Annotated in this window: 15 protein-coding genes; 9 read left to right on the top strand and 6 right to left on the bottom strand. The window is 60.1% G+C overall.

From position 1 onward, the window contains the following. Positions 1-73 precede the first annotated feature (73 nt). The 6 genes from AB5Y51_RS09455 to ccoN form a co-directional block, all read right to left on the bottom strand. On the bottom strand, positions 74-2470 hold the full coding sequence (locus AB5Y51_RS09455) for a heavy metal translocating P-type ATPase (protein WP_319909185.1): 2397 nt from the start codon (positions 2468-2470) through the stop codon (positions 74-76). Positions 2471-2558: 88 nt separating this feature from the next. After that, positions 2559-3047: a FixH family protein gene (locus tag AB5Y51_RS09450; protein WP_045524884.1), complete on the bottom strand. Its 489-nt coding sequence runs from the start codon at positions 3045-3047 to the stop codon at positions 2559-2561. 113 nt (positions 3048-3160) lie between these two features. Next, entirely contained in the window at positions 3161-4150 is a 990-nt protein-coding gene (gene ccoP, locus AB5Y51_RS09445; protein WP_010674776.1) for a cytochrome-c oxidase, cbb3-type subunit III, read from the bottom strand. Next, entirely contained in the window at positions 4150-4329 is a 180-nt protein-coding gene (locus AB5Y51_RS09440) for a CcoQ/FixQ family Cbb3-type cytochrome c oxidase assembly chaperone (RefSeq protein WP_010674775.1), read from the bottom strand. The genes ccoP and AB5Y51_RS09440 overlap by 1 nt, the downstream gene beginning before the upstream one ends. Before the next feature lie 11 nt (positions 4330-4340). Further along, positions 4341-4955, bottom strand: coding sequence for a cytochrome-c oxidase, cbb3-type subunit II (gene ccoO, locus AB5Y51_RS09435; protein ID WP_010674774.1), 615 nt, complete (start codon positions 4953-4955; stop codon positions 4341-4343). Between the two features lie 18 nt (positions 4956-4973). Next, on the bottom strand, positions 4974-6398 hold the full coding sequence (gene ccoN / locus AB5Y51_RS09430) for a cytochrome-c oxidase, cbb3-type subunit I (protein WP_010674773.1): 1425 nt from the start codon (positions 6396-6398) through the stop codon (positions 4974-4976). A gap of 279 nt (positions 6399-6677) precedes the next feature. Here ccoN and AB5Y51_RS09425 point away from each other — a divergent pair, with 279 nt between their 5' ends. The 9 genes from AB5Y51_RS09425 to AB5Y51_RS09385 all read left to right on the top strand — a co-directional run bounded on the left by AB5Y51_RS09425 (position 6678) and on the right by AB5Y51_RS09385 (position 20312). Beyond that, positions 6678-7136, top strand: coding sequence for a hypothetical protein (locus tag AB5Y51_RS09425; RefSeq protein ID WP_323921061.1), 459 nt, complete (start codon positions 6678-6680; stop codon positions 7134-7136). Positions 7137-7244: 108 nt separating this feature from the next. Continuing rightward, the gene (locus AB5Y51_RS09420) at positions 7245-7703 is read left to right on the top strand and encodes a GAF domain-containing protein (RefSeq protein ID WP_010674771.1); all 459 of its coding nucleotides are present in this window, start codon (positions 7245-7247) and stop codon (positions 7701-7703) included. A 101-nt stretch (positions 7704-7804) separates the two neighbouring features. After that, the gene (gene proQ / locus AB5Y51_RS09415) at positions 7805-8449 is read left to right on the top strand and encodes an RNA chaperone ProQ (protein ID WP_134997858.1); all 645 of its coding nucleotides are present in this window, start codon (positions 7805-7807) and stop codon (positions 8447-8449) included. An 8-nt stretch (positions 8450-8457) separates the two neighbouring features. Continuing rightward, positions 8458-10473, top strand: a complete 2016-nt coding sequence (gene prc / locus AB5Y51_RS09410) for a carboxy terminal-processing peptidase (RefSeq protein WP_041211433.1) — start codon at positions 8458-8460, stop codon at positions 10471-10473. Positions 10474-10602: 129 nt separating this feature from the next. Then, complete coding sequence (pepN, locus tag AB5Y51_RS09405; RefSeq protein ID WP_368178334.1) at positions 10603-13227, top strand: aminopeptidase N; 2625 nt, start codon at positions 10603-10605, stop codon at positions 13225-13227. A gap of 67 nt (positions 13228-13294) precedes the next feature. After that, entirely contained in the window at positions 13295-13516 is a 222-nt protein-coding gene (locus AB5Y51_RS09400; protein WP_010674767.1) for a DUF2835 family protein, read from the top strand. Positions 13517-13790: 274 nt separating this feature from the next. Next, entirely contained in the window at positions 13791-18632 is a 4842-nt protein-coding gene (locus tag AB5Y51_RS09395; RefSeq protein WP_368178333.1) for an NAD-glutamate dehydrogenase, read from the top strand. Between the two features lie 47 nt (positions 18633-18679). Further along, positions 18680-19690, top strand: a complete 1011-nt coding sequence (pyrD, locus tag AB5Y51_RS09390) for a quinone-dependent dihydroorotate dehydrogenase (protein ID WP_368178332.1) — start codon at positions 18680-18682, stop codon at positions 19688-19690. Positions 19691-19775: 85 nt separating this feature from the next. Continuing rightward, complete coding sequence (locus AB5Y51_RS09385) at positions 19776-20312, top strand: cell division protein ZapC (RefSeq protein WP_029314546.1); 537 nt, start codon at positions 19776-19778, stop codon at positions 20310-20312. Positions 20313-20533: the final 221 nt, after the last annotated feature.

Genomic DNA, 20533 nt, shown 5'->3' with positions numbered 1-20533 from the left:
CCTGTGGTGAAAGGGGGATGATAACCCGGCGAGGCAAGAGGTGCCGCCACCCGGGAGGATGCCAGACGGCTGCTCACCGGTTGAGCCGCATGGAATTGGTGACCACGATGAGGGAGCTCAGGGACATGCCTGCAGCCGCCAGATAAGGGGGGAGCCAGCCACTGGCCGCCAGCGGCAGCACAAGCAAGTTGTAGCCGATGGACCAGGCAAAGTTCTCCTTGATGATCTTGCGAGTGCGCAGGGCCAGGGCCCGGGCGGCCAGCAGACGGGAGAGATCGTCGGCCAGCAGGATGGCGTCGGCACTGTTCTTGGCCAGATCCGTGCCCCCCGCCATGGCAAAGGAGGCGTGGGCGCCAGCCAGCACAGGGGCGTCGTTGATGCCATCTCCCACCATTATGCTGATATCCCCGGCCGCTTCCCGGGCCTTGAGGTAGGCCAGCTTGCCGTCCGGGGTGACCCCTTTTACCAGCTCATCGACCCCCAGCTCGCGGGCCAGCATGTCCGCCTGGTCCGAACCGTCGCCGGTGAGAATGGTGGTTTGCAGGCCTGCCTCCTTGAAGGCCTGGATCAGTGCACCGGCATCGGGGCGCAGCGTGTCGGCCAGGATGAAACGGGCCAGCAGTCCGTGTTCATCGGCCAGATAGATGGCCAGCCCTTGAACGGCATTCTCTTCTTGCGCCAGTTCGAGCCAGCGTGCACTACCGATGCGGTAATGCTTGCCCTCAATCACTCCCTGCACGCCGTGGCCGATGAGGGGGGTGACGTCGCTGGCGGCGAGCGGCACCCCGTCCGCCAGTGGTTTGCTTCGAAACGCACGGGCGATGGGATGCTCGGAGTAGGTCTCCAGGGCCTGGGCGAGTGCGAGGCAGCGGGCTGCGTCGAGCTCGCCGAGGGGCTGGGTGCTCACCAGGCTGATGTTGCCCGTGGTCAGGGTCCCCGTCTTGTCCATCACGATGCGGTTGGCCCGGGTCAGAATGTCCAGCACGTGGCCGCGGCGCAGCAGAATGCCGCTGCGGGTCAGGTTGGCAGTGGCCGAGGTGAGCGCGGTCGGGGTGGCCAGCGAGAGGGCGCAGGGACAGGTCGCCACCAGCACCGCCAGGGTGACCCAGAAGGCCCGCTCGGGCTCATGAAAGTGCCAGAAGGTCCAGACCGCGGCCGCAATGATCAGGAGCACCAGGATAAAGTGGCGCGACAGCACGTCCGCCAGTTGGGCGATGGCGGGCTTGTCGTCCAGAGCATGATCCTGCAGGCGCATGATCTGGGCGAGACGCGACTCTTCAATGGAATGGCTGACCCGGATCTCCAGGGGGGCATCGGTATTGATGGTGCCTGCATAGACGGGATCCCCGGCCTGCTTGAGCAGAGGCAACTGTTCGCCAGTCAGCATGGATTCGTTGAGGCTGGCCTGGCCCAGGGTGACGATGCCGTCGGCTGGCAGAGTGGCCCCCGCGAGTACCCGCACCCTGTCTCCGACTCGCAGCGTCTTGGCGGCCACCTCGTGTTCGCCGTCATCATCGATGCGGGTCGCCATGATGGGCACCAGACGCGCCAGGTTGGAGCTCGACTCCGACGCCTTGCGCCTCGCTCGCAGTTCCAGCAGACGGCCCAACAGCAGGAAAAAGACGAACATGGTGATGGAGTCGTAATAGACCTCACCCGTGTTGAAGACCGTGGCCCAGATGGAGGCGACGAAGGCGCCGATCAGTGCCAGCGACACCGAAACATCCATGGAGAGGTGCCCCTGCTTCAGGCTGCGCCATGCCCCCACGTAAAAAGGCTGGGCCGAGTAGATCATGATGGGGGTGGAGAGCAGAAGGCTTATCCACTTGAAGTAGATCATGAACTCCTCTTCCACGCTGATGAAGAGGTCCATGTAGAGTGCCACGGCGCACATCATCACCTGCATGGATCCAAGCCCGGCCAGCGCCATGCGGAACATGTAGCTGCGCACCTCTTTGGCGTAGAGTGCTTCCTGCTGATGAGTTTGGAAGGGATAGGCGCGATAGCCTACCCTGGCAAAGCCCTTGAGAATGTCGCTCAACGAGAGCTGGGCCGGATCCCACTTGATGCGGGCGCGATGGGTGGTGGTATTGACGTTGATGTAACGCAGACCGCGCAGGGTCATCAGGTGCCGCTCGATGAGCCAGGCACAGGCGGCGCAGGTCAAGCCTTCCACCGTCAGCTGGATCTCGCGCGTTGTTTCGCGACCCGTACCGGTGTCGGTGACGAACTCCTGCTGCACCTCCGCCAGATCGTAGTGGGTAAGGGCGGCGAGCTCTTCGGGCACCAGCTCCCCCTTGATGCCGGGAGCGGTGCGGTGTTCGTAATAACTGGCGAGGCCGCATTCGAGAATGGTCTGTGCCACGGCTTGGCAGCCAGGGCAGCACATCGGCTGAACGATGCCTTTGATCTCGAGAGTAAAGTTACTGCCAGTGGGAACCGGTTCACCACAGTGAAAACAGCCGGTCATGGTGATCATCCCTCTTTGATGCAGCCCTGCAGGCCGGGTCGGGGAGAAGGGCGGCTGACCGGCGTGCCGATCACCCTGCCTTCGTGATTCAACGTCCCTTGGGATCGAGCTCAATCGCTGCCTGAGTCGGCAGTTGTGCCGTCTCCTGGAGGCGCCATTCATGGTTGAAGGCATCGACCCGCACGTGCCACTTGCCGGTGAGGGGCTTGTCCAGCATCAGGCGATAGACTCCCTTGCCATCGGCCGTCAACAGATGTTCGCTGTCCAGGCCCGCCAACGTGGGATGAAACAGGGAGAGGTGCAGTGCCTGCCCGGGGGGGAAATCCCCGGACAGTGGATTTAACGTCAGCTCCTTGTCGCTGACATTGAGGGCGATACGGATGCCGAGCGCCTCGGCGCGATCGAACTTGCTGAGATCCTGGTTAATCTCCTTGCCCTGCTTGTAGTAGTCCTCCGCCACCAGGTTGACCCCATCCTTGCTGGCAATGATGGCGGTGGCGATGCTGCCTACCACGGCGGCACAGGGGAGGGCGATGATGAACCAGGGCCAGAATTGGCGATACCAGGGTTGGGTCATGATGCTACCGAAACAAATGGTTAACGAAATGGCGGTAATTCAGCCAACACAAGATAACAAAAAGCCTCGAAGAGTCGAGGCTTTTTGCTGATTAATCACGTGCTTATCACATGTTACTGCTGATTTTGCCGATCGTTGTGGGACAAGCTGTAAACGTAGGAGGCGAGCAGGTGTACCTTGTCTTCCCCCAGAATGTCCTTCCAGGCCGGCATCACGCCGTGGCGCCCGTGGGTGATGGTCTGTTCGACCACCTGACGGGAGCCGCCATAGAGCCAGATGTTGTTGGTCAAGTCGGGAGCGCCGAAGGCGATGCCGCCCTTGGCATCCGGGCCGTGGCAGGCGGCGCACATGGCAAAGCGTGCTTCCCCTTTCTTGGCTTCCACCAGATCAACCTTGCGACCGGAGAGGCTCAGCACATAGGAGGCCACCTCCTTCACCCCGTCCTGACCCAGGATCTCGCCCCAGGCGGCCATGATCCCCTGACGACCGCCCATGATGGTGGTCTTGATCTGGTCGGGGGCGCCGCCCCACTGCCATTCGCTGTCGGTCAGGTTCGGGAAACCGCGGCCACCGCGGGCATCGGAGCCATGACACTGGGAACAGTTTTGCAGGAACAGGCGCTGACCCACCTTCAAGGCTTCCGGATCCTTGGCGATCTCGGTGATCTCCTTGTAGCTCTTGCCGTCAGCCTGATAGGTCAGCTCGCGGAACTTGGCGCCGTAGATCTCGTCAGCCTTGGCGAGTTCCCGGTCGTATTCCACCGCGCGTCCTTCGGCCTTGGCGGAAGCCGCCGCTGCCTTGGACTCGGCCAGGGAACGTACATCCTGGTTGGAGCTCTGCCAGCCCAGCAGACCCTTGAAGTTGCCAAGGCCCGGGAAGGCGAGCAGGTAGATGAGCCCGGTGACGATGAAGAAGAGGAACATATAGGACCACCACTTCGGCAGGGGATTGTTGATCTCCTCGATGCCGTCGAAGGTGTGACCCATGGGTTTGCCCTCTTCGGCCCCCATCTTGTCCTTCATGCACCAGGCCAGCAGCAGGAAGCAGCCGAGAATGGTGCCAAGGCTTATGACGGTCACAAAAATGCTAAACAGAGTGCTCATTATTGCTTCGCTCCTGCGTTCTTGTTATCAGCACTGGGTTGCTCGTCATCGGCAAAAACCAGGTTGGCGGCCTCGTCGAAAGAAGCCTTGCGGCGCTTGCTGTAGGCCCAGACGATGATGCCAATCATGATGACCATCAGCAGCAGGGTGTACAGGCCGCGAAATGTGCCGTAATCCATATCCCGACTCCTTATTTCAGGGCATGGCCCAGTGATTGCAGATAGGCGATCAGCGCATCCAGCTCGGTCTTGCCCTTGACGGCCTCACCGGCGCCGGCGATGTCGGCATCGGTATAGGGCACGCCGAAGTGATCCCGGAACAGAGCCAGCTTCTTGCCGGTCAGCTCGCCACTCAGCACATTGGTCTCGAGCCAGGGGAAGGCCGGCATGTTGGACTCGGGCACCACATCACGCGGGTTGATGAGGTGGGCGCGATGCCAGTCATCGGAGTAGCGGCCGCCGACCCGGGCCAGATCCGGACCGGTACGCTTGGAGCCCCACAGGAAGGGGTGCTCCCACACGCTCTCGCCGGCAACCGAGTAGTGGCCGTAGCGTTCGGTCTCGGCGCGGAACGGGCGGATCATCTGGCTGTGGCAGACGGTGCAGCCTTCGCGGATGTAGATGTCGCGTCCTTCCATCTGCAGGGCGGTGTAGGGCTTGAGGCCCTCCACCGGCTCGTTGGTCTGCTTCTGGAAGAACAGGGGGGTGATTTCCACCAGGCCCCCCAGGCTGATGGCGAAGATGATGCCAATGACCAGCATGGGGACGCTTTTTTCAAAAATCTCATGACGGTTGTTGTTGCTCATGCTTTAAACCCCTTCAAATCAGGCTGGCTGTGCGACGGGTTCCAGGGAACCCTTGGGCGCAGTGACGGTGCGGTAGGCGTTGTAGGCCATCAGCAGCATGCCGGTGACGAAGAAGCAGCCACCCAGGAAGCGCACGAAGTAGAAGGGATAGGAAGCTTGCAGCGCCTCCACGAAGCTGTAGGTCAGGGTGCCGTCGTCGTTGACCGCACGCCACATCAGTCCCTGCATCACACCGGAAATCCACATGGCGACGATATAGAGCACGGTGCCCACGGTGGCCAGCCAGAAGTGGACGTTGATGAGTTTGATGCTGTACATGCGCCCCTGCCCGAACAGGTTCGGGATCAGGTGGTAGACGGCGCCAATGGACACCATGGCAACCCAGCCCAGGGCACCGGAGTGAACGTGACCGATAGTCCAGTCGGTGTAGTGGGAGAGGGCGTTGACGGTCTTGATCGCCATCATGGGACCTTCGAAGGTCGACATGCCGTAGAACGACAGGGAGACGATCAGGAAGCGCAGGATGGGGTCATAACGCAGCTTGTGCCAGGCACCCGAGAGGGTCATGATGCCGTTGATCATGCCGCCCCAGGAGGGCACGAACAAGATGAGGGACATCACCATGCCCAGCGACTGGGCCCAGTCAGGCAGGGCGGTATAGTGCAGGTGGTGCGGACCGGCCCAGATATAGAGGGAGATCAGCGCCCAGAAGTGCACGATGGAGAGGCGGTAGGAGTAGACGGGGCGACCCGCCTGCTTGGGCACGAAATAGTACATCATGCCAAGGAAGCCCGCCGTCAGCAGGAAGCCCACCGCGTTGTGGCCATACCACCACTGCACCATGGCATCCATGGCGCCGGAGTACATGGAGTAGGACTTCATGCCGGAGAGGGGCACTTCCATGTTGTTGACGATGTGCAGCACGGCAACCGTGATGATGAAGGCACCGAAGAACCAGTTCGCCACATAGATGTGGGAGGTGGTGCGCTTGACCAGGGTGCCGAAGAAGACGATGGCGTAACTCACCCAGACCACGGCGATGGCGATGTCGATGGGCCACTCCAGCTCGGCGTACTCTTTGGAGGTGGTGTACCCCAGCGGCAGCGAGATGGCTGCAGAGAGAATGATCGCCTGCCAGCCCCAGAACACGAAGGAGGCGAGGGGACCACCAAACAGCCGGACCTGACAGGTGCGTTGCACCACGTAGAAGGAAGTGGCCATCAGGGCGCTGCAACCAAATGCGAAGATGACCGCATTGGTATGCAGGGGACGCAGACGGCTGTACGTCAGCCAGGGGGTGTCGAAGTTGAGGGCAGGCCAGATCAGCTGGGCTGCAATCAATACACCCACCGACATGCCGACGATACCCCAGACAATCGTCATGACGGTGAACTGGCGCACAACGGTGTAGTTGTACTCAGGGTGGTTTGTTGTATGGCTCATCGTTGTATTCCGCTTCCGATGCTGTTGTTTGTGTTGCCCGGTGTCCTGGGCCATTTTCACCCCGGTTTTGCAAAATCCTCTCGTTAACATCTGTTAATAAAAGGAAAAGCAAAAGGTGGTTAAATGAAAATCCATTGAGAATGATACTGAAATGACCGGTAAAATAACAGTACAAACAGTGATATATTTGGCTCCAGCGGGTCTCATGTCCGCCAGTTTTTACCTTGCGCCAGATCACGAAAATTACATTTTCAAAGTACCTTACAGAGCTGTTTTTTCATGAAAGAGAGACTCACTTCACGCAAAATCGTCCACCTGTCCATGGTGCTGGTCATTTTGCTCTCCCTGATGGCCTATCGAACCTGGTTTTCAGGCACAGGAAACGACCATGTAGAGGGCACCAATGTTCAGATTTGTGATCTGTCCCACAGCCCCTGCCGCCTCATCGTCGGGGATCGCCCGCTGACGGTCAGCATCGATGGCTTGCCGATCCGCCCTGAACATGACTTTGTCCTGCGCCTTCAAGGGGGTGTGCCGGCCATCACGCCGGTCAAGGCCTGGCTCGAGGGCAAGGAGATGTTCATGGGGCTCATCCCCGTGCTGTTTGAACCCAGCCAAGCGGGGTGGCGAGGGGTGGCCCAGGTGGGAAGTTGTACGACCGAGGCGATGGACTGGCTCCTGACCATCGAGTGGAGCAATGGCCAGCGCCATCAACTGACGTTGGGCGCGGCACGTTGAACGGCCTCTCATCGGGACCCAAGAGGGGGGATAATTGAAAATTGATTTGAAATTTTCAGGCAGGACGGTACCTTGCATTGATTATCAAGGAGTGAAGTTCATTTAATCATGATTGAAAAACAAGCATTTTATCGCACGCTCAACCAGCAGGCCCAGGCATTGCTGGAGGGCGAACCCGACATGATCGCCACCCTGGCAAACCTGTCTGCCCTGCTCAATCAGGAACTGGCTGACATCAACTGGGTTGGTTTCTACCTGCTGCAGGGCGAGACCCTGGTGCTCGGCCCGTTCCAGGGCAAGCCGGCCTGTGTGCGCATCCCGGTCGGGCGCGGCGTCTGTGGCACTGCGGTTGCCGAGGGCAAGACCCAGCTGGTGGACGACGTGCACCAGTTCGCGGGGCACATTGCGTGCGACGGTGCCAGCAACTCGGAAATCGTGATCCCGTTGCGCCGTGGCGGGGAGATCATCGGGGTGCTGGACATCGACAGTCCAATCTTTAACCGCTTTGACGAGCAGGACCGGATTGGCCTCGAAGAAACGGTGCAAATTTTGGAAAGCATGCTCTAAGTCATTGCTAGATGGTTCGCAAAAGGTCCCAAGCTCTCTATAATGGGGCCTTTGTTGTGTTCGGGCATGCCCGTGCGTCTATATGAAAGCCAAGGTTATACATGGAAAACACTGAAAAGCTGAAGAACAGTAAAGAGATCGTCGCCTACCTGGTCGAGAAATTCCCGGCCTGCTTCATCGCTGAAGGAGAGGCCAAGCCACTCAAGATTGGCATCTTCCAGGATCTGGCCGCGCGTCTTGCTGATGACGAGAGAGTCTCCAAGACCATGCTGCGCTCTGCTCTGCGTCAATACACCTCCAGCTGGCGTTACCTGCATGGCCTCAAGGCTGGCCAGGCCCGTGTCGATCTGGACGGCAACCCGGGCGAGCTGCTCACCGAAGAGCACATCGAGCATGCCAAACAGGCGCTCAAGGAGAGCAAGGAACGTGTCTTTGCCAGCCGCCGCACCAACACCAAGGAGAAGGAAGACAAGCCCAAGCAGCCGCGTCGCAACGCGCCGCGCAAGGCTGACGCTCCCCGCTCCGACAAGCCCAAGTCCGCCCTTGCTCCCAAGGCTGCACCGGTCGCCGATGCGCCGCTGGTGAAAGTGGATGCCGCTACTCTGAAAGTCGAGCAGGGCGTGCGCGTCGTGCTGGGCAAGTCCCCTGTGCCTGCGACCATCAAGGAAGTGACCAAGGATGACGTACAGGTTCAATTGCAGACCGGCATGATGTTGCGGGTCAAGTTCGAGCATCTGGTTCTCTAAGGAGACGAATGTTGAAGCATGGCGTGATTCGTTTTTCACTCGTTGCCTGTAGCCTGGCGCTTGCCGGGCTCGCACAGGCCATCGAGCCGGTGCTCAAGGAAAGTGATTTGCCTGTGTTGGCTCAAGAGAGCCAACATGCTACGGCCAGCAAGCGAATTGCCAATCTGTTTACCCGCTCCCACTACAAACAGTTCAAGCTGGACGACGCCTTTTCCTCCGTGATCTTTGACAAGTATCTGGAGAATCTGGACTACAGCCGCAACCTGTTTCTGGCCTCTGACATCAGCCGTTTTGAGAAATATCGTACCGGTTTTGACACCGACCTCGAGCGAGGGCGGCTGGCTCCGGCCTACGAGATGTTCAACCTGAGTCAGCAGCGGCGGTACGAGCGGTTCGAATACGCCCTCAAACTGCTCGACACTCCCTTCGATTTTACCCAGAAAGACAATTACGTCTTCGATCGGGAAGGGGCTCCCTGGCCCAAGGATGAAGCCGAGCTCAACGAGCTGTGGCGTCAGCGGGTCAAGTTCGATGCCCTGAGCCTCAAGCTCAGCGGCAAGGAGTGGCCCGAGATCAAGGAGCTGCTTGGCAAGCGTTACAACAACGCCATCAAGCGGATGTCCCAGACCGAGAGCGAGGACGTGTTCCAGCTCTTCATGAACTCCTTCGCCCGCGCCATCGAACCGCACACCAGCTATCTGTCTCCGCGCAGCGCCGATCGGTTCAACACCGAGATGAACCTCTCGCTGGAGGGGATTGGGGCCGTGCTGCAGGCGGAAGATGACTTTACCGTCATCCGCTCCCTGGTGCCAGGCGGCCCGGCGGCCAAGTCCAATCACCTGAAACCCGATGACAAGATCACCGGGGTGGGGCAGGACGACGGCAAGATTGTGGATGTCATTGGCTGGCGTCTTGACGACGTGGTCGAGCTCATCAAGGGGCCCAAGGGCAGCAAGGTGAAGCTGGAGATCCAGCGCGGCAAGGGTGCAACCGCCAAGACCGAGCTGGTGGAGCTGGTGCGTGACAAGGTGCGTCTGGAAGACAGAGCCGCCAAGTCCAAGGTGATCACCGCCGAGGGCAAGAAGATCGGCGTGCTCGAGATCCCGAGCTTCTACGTCAACCTGCACGACGACGTGATCAAGGAGATCTCCAGCCTCAACAAGCAGAAGATCGACGGCCTCATCGTCGATCTGCGCGGCAACGGCGGCGGTGCCCTGACGGAAGCCTCCGCCCTGAGCGGTCTGTTCTTCGCCAGTGGTCCCGTGGTGCAGATCCGTGATCACATGGGTCGCATCACCGTCAATGGTGACGACGACGGCAATGTCTACTACGGTGGCCCCATGTCGGTGATGATCGACCGCTACAGCGCTTCGGCGTCCGAGATCTTCGCCGCCGCCATGCAGGACTATGGTCGTGCGCTGATCCTCGGCGAAAACTCGTTCGGCAAGGGGACGGTGCAGCAGCATCGCAGCCTCGCAAAGGTCTATGACTTCTACGAGCAGCCGCTGGGTCACGTGCAGTACACCATCGCCAAGTTCTACCGTATCGATGGCGGCAGTACCCAGAACAAAGGGGTTGCACCCGATATCGCCTTCCCGACCGCAGTGGCGCCGGGTGAGACGGGGGAGAGCCGCGAGTTCAACGCCTTGCCCTGGGACAAGATCGCCTCGGCCAGCTACGAGCGACTGGGGGACTTCTCCAGCCTGTTGCCCAAGCTGAAAGCGGCCCACGAGGCGCGGATCACCAAGGATCCGGAATTTGCCTATGTGCTGCAGGACATCAAGGAGTATCAGGCGGACAAGGACAAGAAGTCGGTCTCCCTGAACGAAGCCGAGCGACTGGCTGAACAGGCCAAACAGGACGAGAAGGCGCTGGCGCGAGCCAACGAGCGGCTGACCCGTCTTGGCAAGCCGACGGTGAAGAGCCTGGATGAACTGCCGACCGATTTCGAGGCACCTGACGAATACCAGGTGGAAGCGGCCAACATCACGGCGGATCTGGCCACCCTCAGCAAGAAGAGCTGATGCTGGCAACGAAATGACAAGGGCGACTCGGGTCGCCCTTTCTTTTGCCTGAATGCAAACTATTTGACCCTGTCCGAGCCTTGTGACAGCCTCTGACACGTCAATAACAAAGCGTGGAAGCACACAATAATGACTGAACAACCTCAGGCCATGACGGCCAAATATCGCCAGGATTACCAGGCTCCCCTCTATTGGTGTGACAGCCTGGATCTCGATTTTCAGCTGCAAGAGCCCCTGACCCGGGTCACCGCCATCTCCCGTTTGCGTCGCAGCGGCGATCACAACGAGCCCCTGGTGCTGGACGGCGAGGGGCTTGACCTTGTCAGTGTCAGTGTGGATGGCGTGCCCTATCAGCAATACGAGCAGGGAGAGAGCAGCCTGACTCTGTTCAACCTGCCGGCCGAGTGCGTGCTGACCGTGGTCACCGACATTGATCCCGCCGCCAACACGGCGCTGGAGGGGCTCTACAAATCCGGCGATGCCTATTGCACCCAGTGCGAGGCCGAGGGCTTTCGTCGTATCACCTATTACATGGACAGGCCGGACATCCTGGCCCGTTACAGTACCCGCATCACCGCCGACAAGGCCAAGTACCCCTATCTGCTCTCCAATGGCAACAAGGTCGCGAGCGGCGATCTGGACGACGGTCGCCACTTCGTGCAGTGGCAGGATCCCTTCCCCAAACCGAGTTACCTGTTTGCCCTGGTTGCCGGTGACTTCGATGTGGAACGCAACCACTTCATTACCAAAAGCGGCCGCCAGGTGGCGCTCGAGATCTTCGTGGACAAGGGCAACCTGGACCGCGCCGGTTTCGCCATGGAGAGCCTCATCAACTCCATGCGTTGGGACGAGCAGCGTTTCGGCCTCGAGTATGACCTCGACATCTACATGATCGTGGCGGTGGACTTCTTCAACATGGGCGCCATGGAGAACAAGGGGCTCAACATCTTCAACTCCAAGTTCGTGCTGGCCAACCCGGCCACTGCCACCGATGCGGACTACCACGGCATCGAGCGGGTGATCGGCCACGAATACTTCCACAACTGGACCGGCAACCGCGTCACCTGCCGCGACTGGTTCCAGTTAAGCCTCAAAGAGGGGCTGACGGTGTTCCGGGATCAGGAGTTCTCCTCCGATCTGGGGTCGCGCGGCGTCAACCGCATCAACAACGTGCGCACCGTGCGCGGTCCGCAGTTTGCCGAAGACGCCGGCCCCATGGCCCACCCCATCCGCCCGGATGTGGTGATCGAGATGAACAACTTCTACACCCTGACCGTCTACGAGAAGGGCTCTGAAGTGATCCGCATGATGCACACCCTGCTGCGGGAGGACGCCTTCCAGGCGGGCATGCGACTCTACTTCGAGCGTCACGACGGCTCTGCCGCCACCTGCGACGACTTCGTGCAGGCGATGGAGGATGCCTCCGGGGTGGATCTCGCTCGCTTCCGCCGCTGGTACAGCCAGTCCGGCACCCCCGAGCTCACCGTGACCGACGAATACGATGCCGAAAGCGGTGTCTATCGTCTGCACGTGAGCCAGCACACCCCGCCGACCCAGGATCAGCCACAAAAGCTGCCGCTGCATATCCCCCTCGACATCGAGATCTACGATGAGCAGGGTGCCGTCATCCCGCTGCAATACCAGGGCAAGGCCATTGGCAATGTGCTGGACGTGCTGGAAGCACAGCAGACTTTCGAATTCGATCGGGTACCGGTCAGGCCAGTACCTTCCCTGCTGCGGGACTTCTCCGCCCCGGTCAAGCTTCACTATGACTACAGCGACGAGGCCCTGGCCTTCCTGATGCGCCATGCCCGCAACGAGTTTGCCCGCTGGGATGCGGCCCAGATGCTGATCAACAAGGCGGTGATCGACGGGGTTGCCCGGGTCCAGCACGGGCAGGGGATTGAACTCTCCCGCACCCTGCTGGCGGCCTTTGTCGCCATTCTGGACGAGGCTGCGCTGGATCCCGCCCTCAAGGCAGAGATCCTGGCCCTGCCGGGAGAGGCGACCCTGGCCGAGCTGTTCGAGGTGGCCGACATCGACGCCATCCATCAGGTGCGCAACGGCATTCAGACTGCTCTGGCCCACGCCTTTGGCGACCGCCTGCTGGCGTGCTACGAGAGCCTGCGTCTGCCGGCTTATCAGGTGGTCCATGCCGACATGGCCAAGCGGGCCCTCAAGGGTGTGGTGCTGGGTTATCTGGCGGCGCTGGATGCCGCGAAGGCCGATACCCTGGTGCGCGAGCAGTACGGGGCTGCCGACAACATGACCGACACCCTGGCGGCGCTCCAGGTGGCCAACAGCCATCTGCTGCCGTGCCGCGCCGCGCTCTTGGCCGACTTCGAAGGCAAGTGGGCCCATGATGGCCTGGTACTGGACAACTGGCTGCGGCTGGTGGGGGCCAAGCCGGCCAAGGATGTGCTCGATGACGTGAAGCAGGCGATGGCGCACCCGACCTTCAGCATCCGCAACCCGAACCGGCTGCGGGCGCTCATCGGCAGCTTCGCCATGAACAACCAGGTGCAGTTCCACGCCGCCGATGGCAGCGGCTATCGCTTCCTGACCGATCTCTTGATCGAGCTCAACGAGGTCAATCCCCAGGTGGCGTCCCGCCTCATCACCCCGCTTATCCAGTTCAAGCGGCTCGATGAGGGGCGCAAGGCGCTGGTTCGCGCCGAGCTGACCCGCCTGGCCAACCTGGACGGGCTGGCGCGGGATCTGTTCGAGAAGGTGAGCAAGGCGCTGGCACAGTAAGCGTCACGACGGCGGGCAGGGGAGTCTGGCTCTCCTGCCCGTTTTTCATGGATGACCAGGAGGTGACATGAGGCAATACACTTTTCGGCTCTCCCTTGGCCGCGACGAGATCATGTTGATGTACCAGGGGCAGGTGAACCGCCTGGTGGTACGAACCGAGCAGGGTCTGACCCTGGAGCTGGGGTTGGAGAAAATCCGGCGTTTTGTGTCGGAGAGCGGCGTTCACGGCTACTTTCGACTGAAAACCCAGGATGATCATCGCTTCATTTCCCTGGAACGCATAAATTAACAAAACTTGAACATCAATCCGGGTAAATATCTGCTTTAAGTCACTATCTATCCGGTAAATGGCGCGGCATCCAGTGCGATTTTCTGAATTTTGCCAACTTGGCAAAATTTATCACAACCCAAGCCGTGATCTGCCCCTTGTTTTTAACATCCCGTTATCACCTTTGCTCGCCTTCCTTGATCCAAGCCATTACACTTCGCTGCAACTCTGTACCGGTGGGCATCCTGGGTGGATGTCGCCGTGTCTGTGATGTCGTCCGATAAGGAAACTAGCAATGGCATTGAAAGACGCCCCTACCTCCGTTCTGCTCGAAAACGTTCTCAGTCTGATCCACCAGAAATTGCCGAAAAACAGTGCCTCCCTGGTCGAATGTTTCGTTGCCAAGTTCTACGGCAACATGGCCAGCACTGATCTGCATGACCGCAATGACAGCGATCTCTATGGCGCCGCCCTCAGTCTGTGGAATGCCCTCAACCACCGTACCGGCATCGAGCCCTATATCCGGGTCTACAACCCCGAGCTGACCCGCCACGGATGGCAGTCTCCCCATACCATCGTCGAGATCATCCTGCAGGATTCCCCCTTCCTGGTGGACTCCATCCGCATGGCCCTCAAGCGTCTCAATATCACCGCCCACATGATGCTGCACCAGCCGCTGCACCTGATCCGCGGCGAAGGCGGCAAGATTGGCGCCATCCTGGATCTGGACAACACCGCAGAGCAGACCTCGGTGGAAACCGCCTTCCTCATCGAAATCGATCACCTGACCGGTGAAGAGGAGATGGACGCCCTGACTGCCGAGCTCAACTCGGTGGCGCGGGAAGTGGCCCTGGCGGTGGGAGACTGGCAGCCCATGCTGGCGCGCCTGAACGAGATCATCGAGGAGCTGCCCAAACGCAAGAACCCGGTCAGCCAGGCCGAGGTTGACTCCTGCGTCGCCTTCCTCAAATGGGTGGCCGCCCACAACTTCACCCTGATGGGTTATCGTCGCTACGACGTCAAGGCGGTGGAGGGGGATCACGAGATCCTGCCGCAGCCCGAGTCCAGCCTGGGGCTGATGAAGAACTCCATCAAGGACGAAGGCCAGCGCCTCGGCACCATGCCCGCCAGCGCCCGTCACGCGGCCCTCAGTTCCGACTTGCTGATCCTCACCAAGTCCAACAGCAAGTCCCGGGTGCATCGTCCGGCCTATGTGGATTACATCGGCATCAAGCGCTTCGACGAGCACGGCAAGGTGGTGGGAGAGGATCGCTTCATCGGCCTGTATGCCTCCTCCATCTATAACACCAGTGCGACCCAGATCCCCCTCATCAGCCACCGCCTCGAGCGCATCATGGCCGCCTCCGGCTTTGAATCGGGCTCCCATGCCTACAAGGCGCTGCTGAACGTGCTGGAAACCTACCCGCGCGACGAGCTGATCCAGGCCCGTGAAGAGGAGCTGCTGGCCACCGGTCTCGGGGTGCTGGAGATGCAGGAGCGGGACATGCTGCGCCTGTTCGTGCGCCGCGATGTCTACGGCCGCTTCTTCTCCTGCATGGTCTATGTCACCAAGGAGCGCTACAACACGGCGCTGCGAGTCAAGACCCAGCAGATTTTGCAGAAATATTTTGGCAGCAGCATCGATGTGGAGTTCAACGTCTACTTCACCGAGGGCGTGCTGGCACGGACCCACTACATAGTACGGGTCAACAACAACAACGTGGATGTGGATGTGAACGAAGTACAGAACAACCTGATTGAAGCGGCCCGCAGCTGGGATGACCGCCTGGATTCCGTGCTGCTTTCCCACTATGGCGAGGCCCGCGGCAACGAGCTGCGCCGCCGTTTCAGCACCGCCTTCCCCCGCGCCTACAAGGAAGATGTGCTGCCGGGCTCTGCCGTCGCGGACATCATGGCCCTGGATGGATTGAGCGAGGCCGAGCCGCTTGGCATGCTGTTCTACCGCGCCCAGGAGGAGGAGAACGATCGCCGGGTACGCCTCAAGCTGTTCCACCGAAGCGAACCCATCCACCTCTCCGACGTCCTGCCCATGCTGGAAAACATGGGGCTGCGCGTCATCGGCGAGACACCGTATCAGGTACGGACCCCCACCGGCGAGGTGTTCTGGATCCTCGATTTCTCCATGCTGCTGCGGGGTGAGCAACCGTTCGATCTGGAGCAGAGCCAGCAGCGCTTCCAGCAGGCTTTCGCCGCCATCTGGAACAAGACCCTGGAAGATGACGGCTTCAACCGTCTGGTGCTGGGGGCCGGCCTCACCGGTCGTCAGGTATCCGTGCTGCGGGCCTATGCCAAATACATGCGCCAGACCGGCGTCTCCTTCAGCCAGTCCTATATCGAGGAGACCCTGACCCGTTATCCGGACATCGCCCAACTGCTGTTCACTCTGTTCGAACAGCGCCTGGATCCGGCCATCAAGCAGGATGCCAAGGTGCAGGCCAAGCTGCACGAGGAGCTTGCGGCCAAGCTGGATCAGGTCGCCAACCTGGATGACGATCGCATCATTCGCCGCTATGTGGAGATGATCGACGCCACCCTGCGCACCAACTACTACCAGCTGGACAAGGCGGGCAACATCAAGCCCTACATCTCCTTCAAGCTGGCCCCCTCCAGCATCACTGACATGCCGCTGCCGCTGCCGAAGTTCGAGATCTTCGTCTACTCCCCGCGAGTGGAAGGGGTACATCTGCGCTGGGGCAAGGTGGCCCGTGGCGGCCTGCGCTGGTCCGATCGCAAGGAGGACTTCCGCACCGAAGTGCTGGGTCTGGTGAAAGCCCAGCAGGTGAAGAACACCGTTATCGTGCCGGTGGGCGCCAAGGGCGGCTTCTATTGCAAGCAGATGCCGGCAGGCGCCCCCCGTGCCGTCATCCAGGAGGAGGGCAAGGCCTGCTACCGTCTGTTCATCCGCGGTCTGCTCGACGTGACCGACAACATCATCGGCGGCGAGGTGATCCCGCCCAAATCCGTGGTGCGTCACGACGAGGATGACTACTACCTGGTAGTGGCCGCCGACAAGGGCACCGCGACCTTCTCCGACATCGCCAACGAAATCAGCCTCGAATACGGCCACTGGCTCGGCGACGCGTTCGCCTCCGGCGGCTCGGTGGGCTATGACCACAAGAAGATGGGCATCACCGCCCGCGGCGCCTGGGAATCGGTCAAGCGGCACTTCCGTGAGATTGGCATCAACTGCCAGACCACCGACTTCACCTGCGTGGGGATAGGCGACATGGCCGGCGACGTGTTCGGCAACGGCATGCTGCTCTCCGAGCACATCCAGCTGGTGGGCGCCTTCAACCACATGCATATCTTCGTCGACCCGACCCCGGATGCGGCCAGGAGCTTCGTCGAGCGCAAGCGCCTGTTCGAGCTGCCCGGCTCCAGCTGGGATGACTACAACCGTGAGCTCATCTCCAAGGGGGGCGGCATCTTCCTGCGCTCTGCCAAGTCCATCAAGCTGAGCCCGGAAATGCAGACCCTGCTCGGCACCGACAAGAGCGGCATGGCCCCGAACGAGTTGATCAAGGCGCTGCTCTGCCTGAACGTCGACCTGCTCTGGAACGGCGGCATCGGCACCTATGTGAAGAGCGCCCGCGAGAGCGACGCCGACGTCGGGGATCGCAGCAACGACGTGCTGCGCGTCAATGGGCGTGATCTGCGTGCCCGCATCGTGGGCGAGGGTGGCAACCTGGGCTTCACCCAGCTTGGCCGGGTGGAGTATGCCAGTCAGGGTGGTCGCATCAACACCGACTTCACCGACAACGTGGGCGGGGTGGATTGCTCCGACAACGAGGTCAACATCAAGATCCTGCTAAACCAACTGGTGGCCGCCGGGGATCTGACCCTCAAGCAGCGCAACCAGATGCTCTACGAGATGACGGATGCGGTGGCCCAGGTGGTCATCACCAACGCCTATCGCCAGTCACAGTCCATCTCGGTGACCGCCTTCCGTGGTGCCGAGCAGCTGAAAGAGCAGCAGCGCTTCATCCAGGGGCTGGAGCGGGAAGGCAAGCTGGACCGGGCGCTCGAGTTCCTCCCCTCCGACGAGGAACTCTCCGAGCGGATGGCGGCAGGGCAGGGGCTGACCCGACCCGAGCTGGCGGTGCTGGTGGCTTATGGCAAGATGGTGCTCAAAGAGCAGCTCAATTGCCCGGAAGTGACCGACGAGCCCTTCCTCGCCAACATGCTGGTCACCAGCTTCCCGACCCAGTTGCAGCAGCAATTTGGTGCGGCCCTGGCCCAGCATCCACTGCGAGGCGAGATCATCGCGACCCGGGTGGCCAACATGCTGGTCAACGACATGGGGCTCAACTTCGCCAGCCGGATGAAGGACGAGACCGGTGCCTCGGTGGCGGAAGTGGCCTGCTGCTTCGCCATGGCCCGGGAAGTGTTCGGCCTCGGCGCCCTGTGGCGTGACATCGAAGGGTGTGACAACGGGGTGGATGCCCAGACCCAGCTCGAGCTGATGTTCTACAGCCGCCGCATCGTGCGCCGCGCCACCCGCTGGTTCCTGCGCGCCCGCAACCGCAGCTGGAGCATCGGCGAGAACATCGCCTTCTTCCGCCCGGCCTTCGAGACCCTGAGTCAGCACCTTTATGAGGTAATGGACGAGAGCGAAGTGGCCGAACACAGCCAGGCTGTCGCCGCCCTGATGGAGAAACAGGTGCCGGAGGCCATCGCCCGTCGCGTGGCACACATGAGCAGCCTCTTCTCCTGCCTGGATCTGGCGCAGATTGCCGCGGAGCACAAGACCGACATCCTGCGGGTTGCCAACGTCTACTATCGCCTGGGTGCCAAGCTGGATCTGCACTGGTTCCTCGAGCAGATCAACCATCAGCCGGTGGGCAATCACTGGCAGGCGATGGCGCGGGCCTCCTTCCGCGAAGATCTGGACTGGCAGCAACGCAGCCTCACCTCCGTGGTACTGGAAGGGTGCAAAGAGCAGGGGGAATGCGCTACCATACTGGCCGACTGGATTTCGGAGCATGAGCAACTCTTGTCCCGTTGGACCCACATGTTGGCCGACTTCAAGACCACGAGCACGCACGAGTTCGCCAAGTTCTCGGTGGCCTTGCGAGAGTTGAACCTGCTCCAGTTGAATTGCCGAACCTCGGCATAACCCCAAAAGCCCCGGCCAGTTGCCGGGGCTTTTTTTAAGGAGCAAGCATGCTGTACCCACTCGCCAGGCATTTCCTGTTCAAACTCAATCCGGAGCAGGCTCACGATCTCTCCATCAAATATTTGCCCCGCCTTCTCGGTACCCCGCTTGATTGTTTCTTCCGCCATTCTCTGCCCAAACGCCCCGTCACCGTCATGGGGCTTAATTTTGCCAATCCGGTGGGGTTGGCCGCCGGTCTGGATAAAGACGGGGAGTGTATCGATGCCTTCGGCGCCATGGGGTTTGGTTTCATCGAGGTCGGTACCGTGACCCCCAGACCCCAGAGCGGCAATGACAAGCCTCGTCTCTTCCGGGTGATCCCGGCCGAAGGGATCATCAATCGCATGGGATTCAACAACAAGGGAGTCGATCACCTGGTGGCCAAGGTGAAAGAGGCCAAATATCAGGGGGTGATCGGCATCAATATCGGCAAGAACAAGGACACCCCCATCGAGCAGGGCAAGGATGATTACCTTCTCTGCATGGACAAGGTGTATGACCACGCCGGTTATATTGCGGTCAATATTTCCTCACCAAACACCCCGGGTCTGCGTCAATTGCAATATGGCGATGCACTGGATGAACTGCTGGCCGCATTGAAACAGCGTCAACAGGAGCTGGCCGAGAAATATAAAAAGTATGTGCCGCTGGCCGTGAAAATTGCCCCGGATCTGTCACTCGATGAAATAGATCAGGTAGCCGCCTCTTTGATCAAGAACAGTATTGACGGTGTCATCGCCACCAATACCACTCTGGAGCGGGAGTTGATATATGACATGCCCCATGCCGCAGAGGCTGGCGGGCTCAGCGGTCGTCCGCTCCAGCACAAGAGCACCGAGGTGATTCGCCACCTGGCCAAGGCCCTCGACGGCGCCCTGCCCATTATCGGTGTGGGTGGTATCGACAGCGCCATGGCGGCTCGGGAAAAACTGGCGGCGGGTGCCAGTCTTGTCCAGATTTACAGCGGCTTTATTTATAAAGGGCCGAGTCTGGTCAAAGAGATCGTTACCCATATTTAAAAAATAACCGGTTGCCCTTATTTAACGTTGCTCAAATTCTCAACATGGAATAAAGTCGAGGGACGGCTTAGATAAGGGCACCACCATGTGTATTCAACCCAATGACAATTGGCAGTGGCATTATGACGCTCAGGATGATCGCCTGATGCTGGATTTGTCCGATCGCATGATATTTGCCACCGAATATAAAGGTCGGCAACTTGTTCCCTGTTCTTTCACCACCCAGCCTTTTTGCGTGGATGATGCCGCCCTCTATTACCAGTTGATGGACAAGGCCGCTGAACTCGACTGGAGTACGCCCCACCAGGTCCAGCTGGTCCTCAATGCCATCGCCGTCAGCCGTTTTTATAAACCCCTGATGCCGCAAAGCTGGTTCTTTCATGAACAGCAGGCCCATGTTATTCCGGATATGGGATCCCTGGTGTGGATGGATACGCCCCATGGTCGGGGGGAATTCATGGTCATCGAAGCCGGCGATCAGGCGAGTGTTTGCCTGAACCTGACCGACGAGCTGGTGCTGACCAACAGCAAGACGCTGCCGCGCTTTGCCGTGATCAAGGTGATGAATAACCGGATGCAAGCCAGAGTTCGGGCACAGACACAATATCGGGAAGTGGGCTGACGACGGGGCCGTTATATGGCGACGAATAAGTCCGTTATAGGCCTGCTATATTGGTCTGATATTTAAGCGCTCAGTCTCTCTCTTGTTCCATTATTTGTATTTTCTCCTTCGTCTGGTCGTCACGACCATTTTCTGCCTGGTCCGGGCAAGATTTTCGAATTCTTTACGAATGTGATGGTAGACAACTGCCAGCCAGGAGCGGGATCCTGTCGCCCGCAAGG

The organism is Aeromonas sp. R7-1 (genome assembly GCF_040908115.1).
GTDB lineage: Bacteria > Pseudomonadota > Gammaproteobacteria > Enterobacterales > Aeromonadaceae > Aeromonas > Aeromonas caviae.
This window is presented reverse-complemented; position numbering and strand designations above follow the sequence as displayed.